Origin of the sequence: Pseudomonas sp. WS 5078, assembly GCF_012985745.1 — a bacterium.
GTDB classification, from domain to species: domain Bacteria; phylum Pseudomonadota; class Gammaproteobacteria; order Pseudomonadales; family Pseudomonadaceae; genus Aquipseudomonas; species Aquipseudomonas lundensis_A.
The window spans coordinates 190,827-206,051 of sequence record NZ_JAAQWX010000003.1 but is presented as its reverse complement, the minus strand read 5'-3'; the positions used below and the strand labels follow the sequence as shown (position 1 = coordinate 206,051).

At 57.1% G+C, this 15,225-nt stretch carries 10 protein-coding genes and 2 pseudogenes; 3 read left to right on the top strand and 9 right to left on the bottom strand.

Annotated features, from left to right (window positions below; translation table 11 throughout):
• Positions 1-2 precede the first annotated feature (2 nt).
• On the top strand, positions 3-191 hold the full coding sequence (locus tag HBN68_RS06305) for a hypothetical protein (RefSeq protein WP_094993754.1): 189 nt from the start codon (positions 3-5) through the stop codon (positions 189-191).
• Between the two features lie 251 nt (positions 192-442).
• Here HBN68_RS06305 and HBN68_RS06300 read toward each other — a convergent pair whose 3' ends face one another.
• The 6 genes and pseudogenes from HBN68_RS06300 to HBN68_RS06275 all read right to left on the bottom strand — a co-directional run bounded on the left by HBN68_RS06300 (position 443) and on the right by HBN68_RS06275 (position 9,349).
• The gene (locus HBN68_RS06300) at positions 443-1,150 is read right to left on the bottom strand and encodes a DUF4225 domain-containing protein (protein ID WP_169963180.1); all 708 of its coding nucleotides are present in this window, start codon (positions 1,148-1,150) and stop codon (positions 443-445) included.
• Positions 1,147-1,644 (bottom strand): annotated as a pseudogene (locus HBN68_RS06295) (Hcp family type VI secretion system effector). Before HBN68_RS06295 ends, HBN68_RS06300 begins: the two are co-directional and overlap by 4 nt.
• A gap of 182 nt (positions 1,645-1,826) precedes the next feature.
• Positions 1,827-2,487, bottom strand: a pseudogene (locus HBN68_RS06290) (IS5 family transposase).
• Between the two features lie 426 nt (positions 2,488-2,913).
• The gene (locus HBN68_RS06285) at positions 2,914-5,343 is read right to left on the bottom strand and encodes a glucose/quinate/shikimate family membrane-bound PQQ-dependent dehydrogenase (protein WP_169963182.1); all 2,430 of its coding nucleotides are present in this window, start codon (positions 5,341-5,343) and stop codon (positions 2,914-2,916) included.
• Between the two features lie 138 nt (positions 5,344-5,481).
• Positions 5,482-6,864: a carbohydrate porin gene (locus tag HBN68_RS06280; protein ID WP_169963184.1), complete on the bottom strand. Its 1,383-nt coding sequence runs from the start codon at positions 6,862-6,864 to the stop codon at positions 5,482-5,484.
• Positions 6,865-7,312: 448 nt separating this feature from the next.
• A complete protein-coding gene (locus HBN68_RS06275) occupies positions 7,313-9,349 on the bottom strand; it encodes a TonB-dependent receptor (protein WP_094993759.1) in 2,037 nt (678 codons plus the stop codon).
• Between the two features lie 222 nt (positions 9,350-9,571).
• Between HBN68_RS06275 and HBN68_RS06270 the strand changes: the two genes are divergently transcribed.
• Together HBN68_RS06270 and HBN68_RS06265 are read left to right on the top strand one after the other, a co-directional pair.
• Positions 9,572-9,802: a VF530 family protein gene (locus tag HBN68_RS06270; protein ID WP_094993760.1), complete on the top strand. Its 231-nt coding sequence runs from the start codon at positions 9,572-9,574 to the stop codon at positions 9,800-9,802.
• Between the two features lie 7 nt (positions 9,803-9,809).
• Positions 9,810-10,457 (top strand): Pr6Pr family membrane protein, encoded by a 648-nt coding sequence (locus HBN68_RS06265; RefSeq protein WP_094993761.1) that lies wholly within the window; start codon positions 9,810-9,812, stop codon positions 10,455-10,457.
• Between the two features lie 57 nt (positions 10,458-10,514).
• Here the strand turns inward: HBN68_RS06265 and HBN68_RS06260 are convergent, their stop codons facing one another.
• The 3 genes from HBN68_RS06260 to HBN68_RS06250 form a co-directional block, all read right to left on the bottom strand.
• Positions 10,515-11,300, bottom strand: a complete 786-nt coding sequence (locus tag HBN68_RS06260) for a siderophore-interacting protein (protein ID WP_169963186.1) — start codon at positions 11,298-11,300, stop codon at positions 10,515-10,517.
• Positions 11,297-11,872, bottom strand: a complete 576-nt coding sequence (locus tag HBN68_RS06255) for a PadR family transcriptional regulator (RefSeq protein ID WP_094993763.1) — start codon at positions 11,870-11,872, stop codon at positions 11,297-11,299. Before HBN68_RS06255 ends, HBN68_RS06260 begins: the two co-directional genes overlap by 4 nt.
• 132 nt (positions 11,873-12,004) lie before the next feature.
• A complete protein-coding gene (locus HBN68_RS06250; RefSeq protein ID WP_169963188.1) occupies positions 12,005-15,103 on the bottom strand; it encodes a transglycosylase domain-containing protein in 3,099 nt (1,032 codons plus the stop codon).
• Between the last annotated feature and the right edge of the window lie 122 nt (positions 15,104-15,225).

Sequence of the window (15,225 nt, the reverse complement as noted above, 5' to 3'; positions counted from 1 at the left end):
CTATGGCTCAGCAGTCGAAAGATAACGGCCTACTTCAGACCATCCTTAAGGCTATTACAAGAAAAGTAGCTAAACTTAGGCAGGCTTTGCGTTTAATTGAGCGTGAACCTGATGAGCTAACTGATGAAATCGAAATAGGCTGGAGCAACACGGTACGGCCATGGTGGGGATTGAGAATTTATTACAAATAAGTCGTAACTAAATACATCTAAAGGTTTTTTATGAAAATGGAAGATATTCGGTATTACACAGTAGTAACACTGCTGGTTTTAGGGTCGGCAGGTTTAAATACTATGATTGTACTTTGGGTGATTGAGAGGCTTTTCATATTGTCTGATAGCGCTCTCTACGCCACAGCTGCTGTGACTTATACTGTCATATGCGTAGTAGGATTAATTCATGCTATCCCCCGATTAAGAGGAATTTTCTGATGAGTGCAGCTTTAGTGCTGACCATCAGCACCATCTTTAGGATGGTGCTCTGTTTTTAATGTGTGTATTGATTGTATGTTTATTGCATCAACAAAAGCTTCTAATGTTAGAGCGATTTTCCCTGTTTGCTTGTAAGCTCGCTCATAATCTTCTGGGATGTTTTTAAATAGCTTAAATGTATTTTCTTTTTGGACTTTTCTCCCAAGCCCCACTCCAGCTAGCGCTAAGTCAAAAGAATAATATGTCATATCTCCATAATAGTCGCTTCTAAATATTTCCCTGTAGAATTCCTTAACTGGTCCTGCAGTGTTATTGGTGCTGTTATAAATATTCATTCCGCCTTCGTATATATTATTAAGTCCGTGCGCAATCATCGGTCCGCTATAAGGGAGGCTAAAACCTCTTGTGATAACAGCAGATTCAATGCCTGTTTTGAATTGCATGAATCCACCGGCAATCCCTGCATTATTTTTGGCATAAAACCACGCTTTATTGGCTAGCTCGTCATATTCTTTGATCAGTTCCTGCATCCCGTCCCAGGCACTAATAACGCCGTCATTAACTTCGCGAATGAGTTCGTTTACGTAGTTCGCAATAATCGAGCTGAACTTCAGCTGCATGATGCTATCAAGGTAAGTAGCGCTCGTCGTGCAGCCCAACGACATCAGGTCAGAGGCTGCTTTCGTGACATCATGGATGTCGCACTGTTGGTCGCTCATACATCATTATTCCATGAGCTGTGCGCGCTGGTGCCGGCCCCAACGTGTGTCCACGTAATATCCCGATAGCGAATCGCGACGACTTCTTGCGGCTGACCTTCCGACATATTGATCACATGCGGTACTTGAAAGTTTATGTACGCAATTCGTGCGCCGGATAAACGAACAACAAAGTATTTTTCCTGACTCCCTATTGGTGAAGTGCGATAAAAGTCAATTACGCATTAAACTTCTTCACCATCATGCAAAGCGCCGGAAATCAGCGGAGAGGACTTGTCAATATTTTTAGTTATAACAACAGGCCTGTGTTGCCCACGACCACCTGTAACTGTTCCATCGCTCCCCGCAACCATGTCGTGCGAGTAAGCCAATACCATGATTTCATCAAAGTGGCCGATCTGACATTTATTGCCGATGGAATCTTGACTAGAGCAGCCCGAAGAGATTAGGCCTTGTTTTTTTCCTGTAATAGATATGTATCCATGGTTGGCCATTTAATACCCCCTGTATTTACTAATCATCATATGACAGTCGTGACCAGCTTGCTGTAGGATGATTCCTAAATGTTAAGTTTAGTATCCTTGAAATTATTTAATTCCTATTAACCCCCTCCTGCCGTAATCACAGCTGAGGTTGTTCGCGAACCAGATCGACTCTGGCGCAAAGCCGATTTGCCTTAGGCTCTGTACGAAAAGTAATGCCGCAAACACCGCATGGCACAGGCCAATGAGACCATCGCCGCAAAACTTTTCGGGAGCTTGTCGAAACGCGTAACGATGCGGCGGTTCTCTTTCAACCATCCGATCATGCGCTCGATGATGTTGCGCTGCCGGTATTTGGGGCGACCGCGCAGGCTTGGAATATAAGCCTCATCCAGCAGCGGTTGAGCATAGGCAATATCGCTGGTCTGCCCGCCTGAAAGTAGAAAGCGCAGGGGGACGCCATTGGCATCACACAGCATGTGAATTTGGTTGTCAGGCCACCACGGCTGCGTCCGAGCGCGTGATCTTGCAATTCATCAGGCCCCCTTTTTTTCCGGCGCCTGACGAGGCTCGGGTTGCACGTACTGCATTGGAGTCGATCATCCAGGTGTCAAGTTCGATCAAGCCTTGCTCGTTAAGTTTGATGTGGAGACGTGTGAGTAATTGATCGAAGACACCTCGGTTGCGCCAATCACGAAAGCGCTGAAACACCGTTGACCAAGGGCCGAAGCGCTCGGGCATGTCGCGCCAGGCAGCGCCGCAGCAGAGCACCCAAAGGACGCCGTTGAGCATCAAGCGATCATCTGTTCGTGGGCGCCCGCTACGGCGTGGCTCATAGAAGATATCTGCAACCAAATCTCAGGCTGCGTCGGGTAGTTCGTACCGTTTGGCCATCATGGGCTCCTGCCTTTGATGGTCGCGGACTTTACTGAATCTCAACGCCCGCGGAATTCAAATTGGTTTCAGCTGATTTCGTACAGAGCCTAGATTGTGGCGATGGGTATTTTTCCTGCGTGTACTTAGCTGCATGCAGTTGAGTACGTCGCAAGTCACCTAAACGGCAAATCCACTTCCCCTAAAAGCAGTGATATATCGCATGCCAATGCTATGAATTGGCTTGGCGTATGCCTCGGCTAGCGTCTTTAGCGCGGCATATAGAGCGAGGCGGAGCACCATTAAGATCAATTAATAAATGTGTCGCTCAGAGCACGTGGCGGTGTTTACCCATAAAAAAAGCGGCTATCTCTCGATAGCCGCTTCTCTTTCAACGAGCCGTGTTACTTAGTCGGCCAGTTTGAACGCCATGATGTAGTCACCTTTTTTGGTGCCCAGGCCGCCGTGACCGCCCGCCATGACGACGACGTATTGCGTGCCGTCTTTGCCGGTGTAGGTCATCGGGGTGGCCTGACCGCCTGCTGGCAGGCGACCTTCCCACAGCTGCTTGCCGTTACGGACGTCGTAGGCACGCAGGTATTGGTCGAGGGTACCGCTCAGGAAGGCTACGCCACCGGCAGTGGTGAAGGTCCCGCCCAGGCTTGGAACGCCCATCGACAATGGAATTGGTACCGGCGAGCTGTCACGCACGGTGCCGTTTTTGTGTTTCCAGATCACGTTGTTGTTGGTCAGGTCGACCGCAGCAACGTAACCCCACGCGGGTGCCTGGCAAGGCAGGCCGACAGGGGACAACAGAGGTTCCAGGATCACACCGTAAGGTGCGCCTTTGTTCGGTTGTACACCGGATGTTTCGCCTTTACGAGGGCCCATTGCCGCCACGTCCGCCTGAGGAACCAGTTTGGAAGTGAAGGCCATGTAGCTCGGGTTCAGGAAAGCAATTTGACGTACTGGGTCAACCGAGATGCCGCCCCAGTCGAATACACCGAAGTTGCCGGGGTAAACGATCGAACCTTGCAGCGATGGCGGGGTGTACATGCCATCGTAACGCAGGGACTTGAAGTTGATCCGGCACAGCATTTGGTCAAACGGTGTTACGCCCCACATGTCGCGCTCGGTCAGTTCCGGCGGAATCATGTTCAGGTCCGAACGTGGCTGGGTCGGTGCGGTGTGGTCGCCTTCAACAGCGCCGCCCGGAGCCGGCAGTTCACGGATCGGTACGATGTCTTCGCCGGTGCGACGGTCAACAACGTAGATGCTGCCTTGTTTGGTGGACGCCAGCAGGGCCGGTTTCACGCCATCGGCAGTTTTCATGTCCATCAGGGTTGGCTGACCGCCCACGTCCATGTCCCACAGGTCATGGTGAGTGAACTGACGATACCAACGAACTTTACCGGTGTTGATGTCCAGCGCAGTCACGCCAGCGCTGTAACGCTCGGAGTCTTCGGTACGGTCGCCGCCGTATTGGTCGGGCATTTGGTTGCCCATCGGCAGGTACAGCATGCCGAGGTTTTCATCGACCGCGAACATCGACCACATGTTTGGCGAGTTGCGGGTGTAGTGCTTACCTTCAGCAATCGGCGTGGTGTCGTCCGGATTGCCGCTGTCCCAGTTCCACACCAGTTTGCCGGTACGTACGTCGTACGCACGGATCACGCCCGATGGCTCGTCAGTCGAGATGTTATCGGTCACGTGGCCGCCAATCACGACCAGATCTTTGGTCACGGCAGGTGGCGAAGTGGAGTAGTAACCACCCGGTGCAAAGCTGCCGATGTTGTGGCGCAGGTCGACAGAACCGTGGTCACCGAACTCTTCACACACTTTACCGGTGTCAGCGTTCAGGGCGATCAGACGGGTGTCGGCGGTCGGCAGGAACAGGCGACGCGGGCACGAGTTGCTGGCAGTGGCAGTGGCTGCTTCAACCGCTGGCTCGGCAGCGCTCTGCTCGGTGCTGGCTTTGGCATAGGCCGCCTCGTCGTGATAGCTCACGCCACGGCAAGTCATGTGGGCCCAACCCTTGAAGTTTTCAGCGTTCTGAGTGCTGATCTTCGGATCGAAACGCCAGATTTCCTTACCGGTATCCGGGTCAAGGGCAATCACCTGGCTGTGCGGGGTGCACACATACAGCATGCCGTTGACTTTCAGCGGGGTGTTCTCGGCCGTTGTTTCGCCCGGATCGCCTTCGCCTGGAATGTCACCGGTGCGGAAGGTCCACGCTGGAACCAGCTTGTGGGCGTTTTCCGGGGTGATTTCTTTCAGCGGCGAGTAGCGGTCGCCATGGGCGGTGCGCCCGTAGGACTGCCAGTCACCGTCCGGCATGGCCGGTGCAGTGTTGGTCATGCCTGGAACGGCATCGCGGTCCAGTTCGCCCTTGATTTCGCCAGGGCTGGTGAACTGGCTGGCCAATGCTGCCAGACCGGCCAGCACGACAGCAACGCTCAGCGCGCCGGTCGTGACAGGGGCCGATTGGCCGCCGGTCAGCGGACGACGGAACCAAGGCAGCAGCAATACGATACCGATCGCAAACCACAGGGCCAGACGCGGTACCAACTGCCACCAGTCCAGGCCCACTTCCATCAGTGCCCACACGGTGCTGGCGAACAGCACCACTGCATACAAGCCAAGCGCCGCGCGGCGTCCCGCCATCAGCAATGCGCCCGACAGACCAAAGCCGATACCCGCCAGCAGGTAGTACATCGACCCGCCCAGCGTGACCAGCTTGATACCCCCGACCAGCATGGCCAGGCCCATTAGCAGCAGCAGGATACCGAGCAACGTCGGTAACAGGCGGCTACGACTTGAAGCACCTTCAGTGCTCATAGTGTGGTTCTCCGTTACGTTGATAGTGTCCCCGCGCGGGCCCTGCAGAGCATGGCGCGACGCGGGTATGAATCAGTGAAATAAGTCCTTGTGAGTCAGCTTCAAGCTTCGTGCTCGTCGCGTTAGTCCGTTCTTGGATCAGAACGAGCTTTGAATCTTCAACCCGCCAATCAGCGCGTCGTCCAGATGGCTGACGCCGCCCGGGTGACGGATGTATTGCAGGTTCGGCCGAACGGTCAGCCAGTTGGTCACGTGCACGCCGTAGTAGAGTTCGGCGCTGTATTCAGTGTCCTGAGGGGGCAGGTAATCGGCGTTGTCGAAATCGTAGACAGCGCGAGCCTGATTGGTCGCCTGGGCGTTCTTGCGATACGCCGGGTTGACGTGAACCCGTGCCACGGCAAAGCCGATATCGTCTTTGGCGCGTGAATCGAATACGCCTTTGTAGACGATGCCCGCCTGGACATAGTTGTCGATAGGGTTGGTCTTCTTGTCGTGCACAGTGGCATTGGCGAACACACTCAAGCCCCTCGACTGATCGCTGGCGCGGCTGGTGAGTTGCTGCTGCACACCCAGCCACATGCCGTGCTTGCTCGAACTGCTGCGGTAGGCTTCACCGCTCAGGGCGGCAGGTTGGCCATTGGCATCTTTGTAAACATCGGTTGCCTTGGCACTACTGTAGTAGTAACCGGCACGGTATTCCCCCGGCAGGCCATTGATTTTTGGCGTCCACACCAATTCAACCGGCAACACTGCGCCTTGGGTGCCGCTGCCGCTGAGCTTGAAACCATTGCCGCGATCCAGGTTGGACGGGTTCTGTTCGTAAGCGCCAACCTGCGCATACAGCTCGGGCGTCAGGTGATATTTGACGCGCAACGCCCACTGGCTGACAGGCCAGTTGTACCAGATGCTGCCAGCCCAGTTGCCGACTTGCGAACCGCAAAACGCGAGGTTCTGGAAGTCGCACGGGAAGCTGTTGAAGTCTTCGCCCTGACCAAAGCGGCCGACTTTGATGTCGAGCTTCTGGTCAAAGAATTTTTGCTGGTACCACATCTGCGTCAGGCGAGTGGTCTGACCGCGGCCCCAGACTTCCTGAGCCGACGTGAAGCCGCCCACGCGCGGGTCGTTGATGCGGTCGTTGCTAATGTTGTTGCCGCTGCGGTGGGTAATCGTCAGCTGGAACTCAGCATCGTCCCACCCCAAAATCTTTTGCAGGTCCAAGTGCGTGCCCAGGCCGAACTGATCGCTGTAGCGCGCCGTACGGTCGTGGTCATAGCCGCCGTGCAGGTTGGAACCCACTTCGCCCACGTAATCGAGGGAGAAGGCATAGCCTTTTTGCTCAAGCTCGCTGCGGGTGCCGTTCCAGTCGCCGAGCATCCATTTGGAATCGCTGTCGAAGGCGGGGGCCGCCTGAACGCAGGTCGCCAGACCGAGAGCGGTGAGTCCGCCCATCAGGTTCAGGGCTTTTTGCCCGGCAATAGGAAACAACGCACTGTGTTTGCGCAACATCAAAAATTTGGACATAGGTTGAGGTGTGAGTCTTTATAGGTATGGCTGTGGCTGTGGTAGCGCTGTCTGGTGGAGACGGTGCTAGCCCTTCAAGATTTTGAGGCGGAATGAATCGGTTCAGCCTCTAAAAATGGAATGATAAAGTGCTGTAACGTTTTGAAACAGCACTTTAAATGACATGGATCATTTCGTAATTGGTAACAGTGTGCTGCGACCGATCGTCTCAGGCTGTTTCGCCCAGTATTTACTGGCCTTCGTCGGTCCCCCGTCGCAACCTGTCCGGCTAGAAAAAAATCTTCGTCGATCTTCCACGCACGGCGGCGAAATGAAGGTTTGAGGCCTTTTTTCGTGCGTGAACGGTGTTTCCCCTTCGCTAGAAAGACTCGAATCGAGGCGTAGCCGCACGTTGAGCAAACCGCACAACTGAGGGTTTAACCTGCAGCCGTGCGTCCGGATTGATGCCTTAAAACGTCGTGCGCAAGCCGACTTCAATACTGCGGCCGGGGGCTGGCGCGATGTCTCGCAGAATCGAACTGGCGTAACGCACGGTCTGGTTGGTCAGGTTCTCGCCTTTGACGAACGCCAGCCATTGGCTGTTGCCCACCTCAAAGTGATAACCGGCGCTGGCGCCCAACGTGGTGTAGCCGTCGGTGCCAGACTCGTTGTCCGGGACGCGCCCCTGATTGCTGGCGTGTTCGACGTCCACTCGCGCCTGCCAGCGGTTCAGCTCCCAGAGGACGCCGCTGCGCAAGCGCAAGGGGGCAATCCGGGGCAGGGCTTGGCCCGTGTCGAGGTTGGTGGCGCGGGTGTAATCGCCAGCCAGTTCCAGAGCGAACTTACCGTAGGCGCTTTCGCCTAGCTTCCAGTGATCTTTCGCTTCAAATCCGGTGAAACGTGCGCGAACCCCGGAATAGATGTATTCGGGAATGCCATCGGCGTCGGGTACGCCTTCGTCATTGAGCGTGCGACCTGTGCCCAGAAGGCCGATGTAATTGGAGAAGTGGCTGTAGAACACGCCAACGCTGCCGGTGTGGGTGCCAGTGTCAAAACGCAGTGCCAGGTCGCTGGAGACAGCTTTTTCTTTCGACAGGTTCGCGCTCCCCACTTCATAGGTTCCAGTGGCCACGTGTGCCCCGTTGGCGAACAGCTCATAGAACGTCGGGGCGCGCTCGGTGTAGCCCAGCGTAGCTGCAAGCGACCAGACCGGGGTGAGGCTCAACAGCGCACCGGAAGACACGCTGCCGGCGGTGAAGCTTTTTGAGCTGTCCGTTGCCTCGAAGCGCTCATTGCCTTTGGCGTCCGGGTCAACCACGGTGTGCTCCAGTCGCCCGCCCAGGCTGAATGTGAGGCGGTCGGTGGCCTGAAACTCTTCGAGAATAAACAGCGCGCCACTGGTGGTGTCGGTGTGCGGGACAAACGCTTCTTCGCCCAAGGCGGAAAACGCGTTTCGATTGAACTGTGCGCCGACTACCCCATTGAGTGAGCCAAGGGGCATGTGTCTTGCCTCCATACGCGCCTCATACCCCTTGTTTTTAAAGGTGGTGCCGACTTCGCCGTCTTCAATTTCACGGTGCTCATAGTCGGTGTAGCCCGCGTTGAATTTCAGCGAACTGAAGGGGCCTTGCAGGTTGCGCAGTTCTGACGCGAAGGCGTAGTGGTCCTGTTTCATGCGAATGCGCACGTCCTGCTCAGCCGGTGAACCGTAATTGGCGTCGTAGTTGCTGTAGGACAGGCCCGCGTATCCGTCGTTCCAGGTGTAGGAACCGCCTACTGCGCCGCCATCTTGTCGGCCATTGCTATTGCCCAAACGGCCTTTCTTTTCGTCGCCGCTTTCGCTTTGCGGTGCATGACGGCTGCGAGCATCGCCGGGGATTCTCAAGTCATTGAACGCCCGCGCATTGGCGTCCAGATGCAGGGCGAAAGTGCCATTACCGGCTTCGAGTTTGCCGGCGCTGCTGCGGGTCGTGGCGGCGCCGCCATAGCGCAGTTCCCCCGCACCCTGAATGCCCTCTATGGCTTGTGTCGGGATGCGATTGTCGAAGGTGTTGACCACGCCACCCATGGCATTGCCGCCGTATAGCAGGGCGGCGGGGCCGCGCACTGTTTCAATCCGTTCGACATTGACCGGGTCCAGTGGCACGGCGTGGTCGTAGGACAGCGACGAAGCGTCCAGCGCGCCCACGCCATTGCGCAGAATGCGAATACGGTCGCCATCCAGGCCGCGAATGATCGGGCGGCTGGCGCCCGGCCCAAAGTAGGACGACGACACGCCGGGTTGCTTGTTCAGGGTTTCTCCCAGGCTGCCTTGCTGTTGCAGGGTCAGGTCGTCACTTTCCAGCACGCTGGTGGGTGACGCCAGTTGGCGGCTGCCCAGCGGGTTGCCGGTAATCACTTGGGGTTGCAGTTCCAGTGCGTAGACGGGAGAGGTGATGAAGAGGGCGGCGGCTAACGGGGTAAGGGGTAAACGGCGGAAATGTCGTGGGAAAACGGGGGACGGCATTGCAAGTTCCTTGGCAAAGTGGGCAGGGAAATCGGGCGAGGCGTACGCTCTTTAGGGATATCAATAGTTACAATATAACATCTCTTTAATTGTAACCATGGGGAACTTTCATCCCGGATGCCCACTCAGGGCTAAACTGCGCCAAGGCACGCGCACTTCCCCCTGAGCCAGCGCTCGGCTAAGGTGCGCGGCTTTCCTACATTTGCTTACTTAAGGCTCGGCATGACTGAACCCAACAACGATCCCCTGCACGGCGTGACGCTGGAGCAGATCCTGACCGCGCTGGTGGCGCACTACACGTGGGACGGGCTGGCGCAGCGCATTGATATTCGCTGCTTCAAGAGTGACCCGAGCATCAAGTCGAGCCTGACTTTCCTGCGCAAGACCCCTTGGGCGCGGGAAAAGGTCGAGAAGCTGTATGTGAAATACGCCCGCACCAAGCGCGATATTTGACGCCCTCATGACGTCTCGCCCGGTGAAATTGAGCGCAGCAACGGTCCGCACGCTGTGCACCTGGCTGGCGATCCTCGGCTGGAGCGGCTTGGCGATTCAACTCGATCTGATTCTGCTGGCGCGCTGGACGTCAGGCGCCAGCGTGTTGGGCGGGTTGGTCAATTACTTCGGCTTTTTCACCATCCTCACCAACACCCTGGCTGCTGTGGTGTTGACCTGCGAAGCCACGCGGCGTGAATCAGCTGGCAGGCGGTTCTTCCTGCAACCCAAGGTCAGCAGCGGGATATGCGTGAGCATCATTGTTGTGGGCGGGGCCTATAGCCTGTTGTTGCGCAATCTCTGGCAACCCGAGGGGCTGCAATGGCTGGCCAATGAACTGCTGCACGATGTGATGCCGGTGTTGTACGCGTTGTATTGGTGGTGGTGCGTGCCCAAGGGCGCGCTGCGTATCCGGCACATCGGTCTGTGGGTGCTGTACCCGATCGTGTATTTCGGCTACATCCTGTTACGCGGGCATCTGTTAGGGGTCTACCCGTATCCGTTTGTCGATGTCGACAAGCTGGGTTATGCGCTGACGATCATGAATGCCAGCGGCATATTGGCAGGCTTTATCGCCGTGGCGGTCATTGTGGTGGGGCTGGATCGCTGGAAGTAAGGGCTGAGCAGCGGGTAATCATGGCCCTCTGGCTGAGCCAGCAATCGGCCAGGTCACTCATTCTTCGGCACCGGTCTCCAGCCGCCAGTAGCCTGCGGCCTTTATCCACGCCTCCTCCAGCCCATGGGTATCGAGCAACACTTTGCGTACCTTGCGCGACAGTGCGCTTTCGGTCGCCACCCATGCATACAACTGGCCTTCAGGCATTTTCAATTGCGCGACCGTACTGAGCAATTCTTCCCCGGGCTCATCGCGGTGCACCCAAATCACTTCGACGGTCGCCGCGCTGTTGAGCGGTTGCTCTTCTGCGGCATTTTCGATGTCGATCACCACAGTGGCACGGCGGTTGGCCGGCAGCTCTTCCAAGCGGCGGGCGATGGCGGGAAGGGCCGTTTCGTCCCCGATCAGCAGGTAACTGTCGAACATGTCCGGCACCACCATCGAACCGCGCGGGCCACCGATGTGCAGGGTGTGACCGGGTTGGGCCTGCGCCGCCCAAGTGGACGCAGGGCCATCGCCGTGCAGCACGAAATCAATGTCCAGTTCGAGTGCCTTCAGATCAACGCGACGCGGCGTGTAATCACGCATCGGCGGCATGGCCTGGCTTTTCAGGCCTGCGCTCAGTTCAAGGCTTTCCAGTGCGGCTTGTTCTTCGGCGTTTTGCGGGAAGAACAGCTTCACGTGGTCATCGCTGCCCAAACTGATAAACCCGGCCAGCTCAGGCCCGCCTAGGGTGATGCGGCGCATGCGTGGGGTCAGCTCGACGACACGCAGTACGTCCAGTTTTCGGCGTTTAATTTCATGCATGACGCGGTGAATGGTCTGGGCGGTTACGGCATTCATTGAGCATTCTCCTGCGCAGGCCGTGCAGTTACGGTGCCATCGACAATGGCTTTGGCGGTGCTATTGAGCAGGTCGCGCACACGCAGGATTTCTTCCGGATTCCAACGACCGTGGTGCATTTGCAGGGCATGGCGCAGGTTGTGAACGGCCTCGTGGATTTCTTGCGGCCGGTCATGGCCACGCAACGAGCGTTTACTCACTTCAATGCGCATCCGCACGCCTTCCAGGGCAATCGCCTGTTCGGTCAACGACTGGCGACCCGCGTCGGTGATGCAATACCGTTTTTTGCCGCCTTCGGTATCGCCCTCAATCATCTCGCTTTCTTCAAGGAACGTAAGGGTCGGATAAATCACGCCGGGGCTTGGGCTGTACGCGCCATCGAACAGGGTTTCAATCTGGCGGATCAGGTCATACCCGTGGCAAGGCTGTTCGGCGATCAGGGCCAGCAACAGCAGTTTCAGGTCGCCCGGTGCAAATACGCGAGGCCCCCGGCCACCGCGTTCACGGCCGGGGCGCTTCTCGAAACCATCCGCGTGCACGCCATGCTCTCGGGGGTGATGGTGTTCTCTCATTTTCTCTTCGCTCTTTGTATAAATTAGATACAACCTAAGATATATCTTAAGACTGTTCAAGATGAAGTGATGAACGGTAATGGTTCTCAAATGCACGGAGGGCTTTTTTCACTCACGGGTGCTTGGCAGGGGCTACAGTTGCGCGGTGGGCGAATTACATAACGTGTGGGTGGCGGGTTGTAGGTAGGGAGTGAGGATGGGCGCCATGCCTTTGAGCACTTGCACTGGCAACGCGGAAGTGAATTTGAAGGCTTCGGCCGAGCGGCCCGGCACAAATGCGGTCAGGGTGCCAAAGTGTTGTTCGCCGATGTAGAACACAAACGTCGCTGTGCGGTTGATCGACTTGGAACTGATAAGCCGCCCGCCAGCCCCCATGCTTTCAATGCGGTTATCGCCAGTGCCGGTTTTGCCGCCCATGGCCAGCACACTGCCGTCGGGTTGTTTAAAGCTGCCCGACACACGGCGTGCCGTACCGGCGTCCACCACCTGCGAAAGGGCCTCGCGCAGCGCGGTGGCCACTTCACTGGGCATTACCCGTTCGCCCTTGTCCGGGTCATTGACCAAGCGGGTTTCATAGGGTGTGCCAGCGGCGAAATGCAACGTATCGATGCGCAACACCGGCAAACGCACGCCATCGTTCAAGATAATCCCCATCAGCTCGGAGAGCGCTGCCGGGCGATCCCCTGAGCTGCCCAGCGCGGTCGCCAGCGAAGGCACCAAGTGATCAAACGGGTAACCCACTTTCTGCCAGCGTTGATGGATATCAAGGAACGCTTCGATCTCCAGCATCGTGCGGATCCGGCTGTCCCGCGCGCTCTTGTGTCGGCTTTTGAACAGCCAGCTGTAAACCTCCTGACGCTCGAACTGGCTGGCGGCTACGGCCTGTTGAAACGTGGCTTGCGGGTTGTTCAGCAAATAGCCCATCAGCCACAGGTCCAGCGGGTGCACCTTGGCGATGTAGCCTTGATCCGGCAGGTCATAAGCGCCGGGACCGTAGCTTTGATACAGCGTGGTCAGACGCTCGTCAGGCACCTTGTCAGTGCGTAAATGCGAACGGACGAAACTGTTGAAGGTCGCCTGATCGGCATGAGGAAACAGATAACGGTGCACCGCCGCCATGCGAATCGGCGTCGGGTGCATGCTGTCCAGAAAGGTATCGAGGCGCGCCTGGGTGTCCTTGCCTTTGTATTTTTTCCAGAACTTGAGCATGTAGGTGGTGCCTTCACGGTCAGCGAAGCGTGCCAGGTATTCCTGCCGACGGGGGTTTAGGTCGTCCTTGAGCAGTTCTGCGCTGTTGCTCGGCGCCTGATACGTCGTGTAACGCACCACATCGCGCATCAACCGTACAAACGGCAGGTTGATGGACTCGCGAATGGCGTCGCGCAGGGTCGGGTTGCGGCCGTTGTCCTGATTGCGAAAGTTGTTGAAGTGATGCATGCCGCCGCCAGTGAAAAACCGCTCGCCCGGGTTTGCCGAATAGGTACGGTTGAGCGCTGCATCGAGCATGCTGGCAAGGCTCGCGTCAGGGTCGCGGATCAGATAATCCAGCGCCCAGCGACTCAAGCGGTCTTGATCTTCGACCTGAACTTTTTTCAGATTGGCGCTGGACTGGCCGCCGTAACGCGCATGCAATTCGGCAATGATTTGCAGGTAAGTGGTCAGCACCCGCAGTTTGGCGGTCGAGCCCAGCTCCAGTTTGCTGCCTTCATTGATGTCGAATGGTTGATCTGTGTTGTCGGTTTGTACCCGGGCACGGGCGCCATCGGGCGTGAGTTCAAACAAGGTGAAGCTGTAACGCACCTGCGCCGTGCTGCTGGGGGTGAGCAAGCGCTCGCCCAGCAGCCCCAATTGGCCGGCAAAGGCGGGATCGGCCAATTTGCGCAGGTATTCACTGACCTGGCGCTGCAAGTCGTATTGCAAGGTGCTGGTGGCAGACAAGTCGAGGCGGTCAAGGTCGTACAAAGGGCGTTGGAGCAGGGCCGACAAACGACCGCGGGCCACGCTGATGCCTTTGTTGGTTTCGATCGGCTGGATCGTCGGCGCGGCGTTCCAGTCACGGTATGTCACACGGCTGGCCAGCGCGGCGGTCGTCAGCGCGGGATCGATCACCTTGTTTTGGGCCAGCAGGCGGATATGGCTGTCCGTCAGCACCGCCAACTCGTCGCGGCCTTTGGCCAGGTAATGCGAAGGGCGGCGCTGGGCAATCATCAGTGACAGCACTTCGCGTAACGCCAACCCGCGCTGCGCAAGGCTTTGCGGATCGCTGGCGGTGCTTGCCAGGTGCTGATTGACCTGATTGAAGTCCGCGCCGTACCAGACGCGCAAGCCTTCGGCCATGCCGTGAACCTCGCCATGCCCCGGTACAGCCGACAAGGGCACACTGTTGAGGTAGTCGCGCACAATTGTCTCGCGTGCCTGCAGGGTATCGGGGCCGTCTTGGTACGCGCGCACGCTGGCAGAAATCATCTGCCGCAGTTTTTCACTGCCAGATACAGTGAGGCCATCGGGGGAATGCCGGTATTTCTCAAGCTGGGTGGCCAACGTGCTGCCCCCTGCCGACTGACCGGGTAAATGAAGTATTTTTGCCACTTGTGACCACGCAGCCATGGCAAAGCGCGGCCAGTCCACCGCCGGGTTGGCCAGCGGCTTTGCGGGGTCGAGCAAGTCGCGGTTTTCAATGAACAGCAAACTCTGCACCACCACGGGCGGGATGCTGGCGAAGTTGGAATAAAGCTGCTGCGGGTAGTTGTAGTGGTACAGCGGCGCCCCCGAGCAGTCCGTGATAGACAGTCCGGCCTGAATCTTTTCTGAGTAGGGGACGAAAAACCCTTTTTTGCTGTAGCTCAATAGCGCTGGCGAGAAACGAGTTTGCTCTGCAATTACGTAGTCGCGTTTTAACAGGCGCGGCAAAAAGTCGCCCAGCGAGCTGTAGCCCAAACGCTTGTCGAACGGTCCTGCGCCGGGATACAGCATGGAATCGCTGGCGCCTGCGTGTATCGAGTAGTTCAGGGCTGCGGCAAAGCGACTGAATTCCTGCGCTTGTAGCCTTGAAGTACGGACTTCCTTCTCCACGGCAACTCCCAGCACCCCCAGCGCGATCAACAGCAGCAGGCCAAACAACATCCAGCCATAACGCCGCCCGCGCGACCTGGGCGGCGGGGACGGGACGTCTTCCACTGCCGTTTCAGGCACTGCGAGTTTGCTGGAGTTTGAATGCCACAGTGCGCCCATAGTCGACCGATCCACCTACGCATTTTGGCTGCGCTTGAATCAAGCGTAGACGCTGCCCCCAAAGAGGCGAGCACTTTGTGCGCCGTTCTTTACTCTGGTTTTCCGACACGCGCCGCACTTCC

Bases quoted from the DNA above. Each gene is read 5' to 3' on its own strand.
- HBN68_RS06305 (WP_094993754.1), top strand. From the start codon at position 3: ATGGCTCAGCAGTCGAAAGATAACGGCCTACTTCAGACCATCCTTAAG.
- HBN68_RS06300 (WP_169963180.1), bottom strand. From the start codon at position 1,150: ATGAGCGACCAACAGTGCGACATCCATGATGTCACGAAAGCAGCCTCT.
- HBN68_RS06285 (WP_169963182.1), bottom strand. From the start codon at position 5,343: ATGAGCACTGAAGGTGCTTCAAGTCGTAGCCGCCTGTTACCGACGTTG.
- HBN68_RS06280 (WP_169963184.1), bottom strand. From the start codon at position 6,864: ATGTCCAAATTTTTGATGTTGCGCAAACACAGTGCGTTGTTTCCTATT.
- HBN68_RS06275 (WP_094993759.1), bottom strand. From the start codon at position 9,349: ATGCCGTCCCCCGTTTTCCCACGACATTTCCGCCGTTTACCCCTTACC.
- HBN68_RS06270 (WP_094993760.1), top strand. From the start codon at position 9,572: ATGACTGAACCCAACAACGATCCCCTGCACGGCGTGACGCTGGAGCAG.
- HBN68_RS06265 (WP_094993761.1), top strand. From the start codon at position 9,810: ATGACGTCTCGCCCGGTGAAATTGAGCGCAGCAACGGTCCGCACGCTG.
- HBN68_RS06260 (WP_169963186.1), bottom strand. From the start codon at position 11,300: ATGAATGCCGTAACCGCCCAGACCATTCACCGCGTCATGCATGAAATT.
- HBN68_RS06255 (WP_094993763.1), bottom strand. From the start codon at position 11,872: ATGAGAGAACACCATCACCCCCGAGAGCATGGCGTGCACGCGGATGGT.
- HBN68_RS06250 (WP_169963188.1), bottom strand. From the start codon at position 15,103: ATGGGCGCACTGTGGCATTCAAACTCCAGCAAACTCGCAGTGCCTGAA.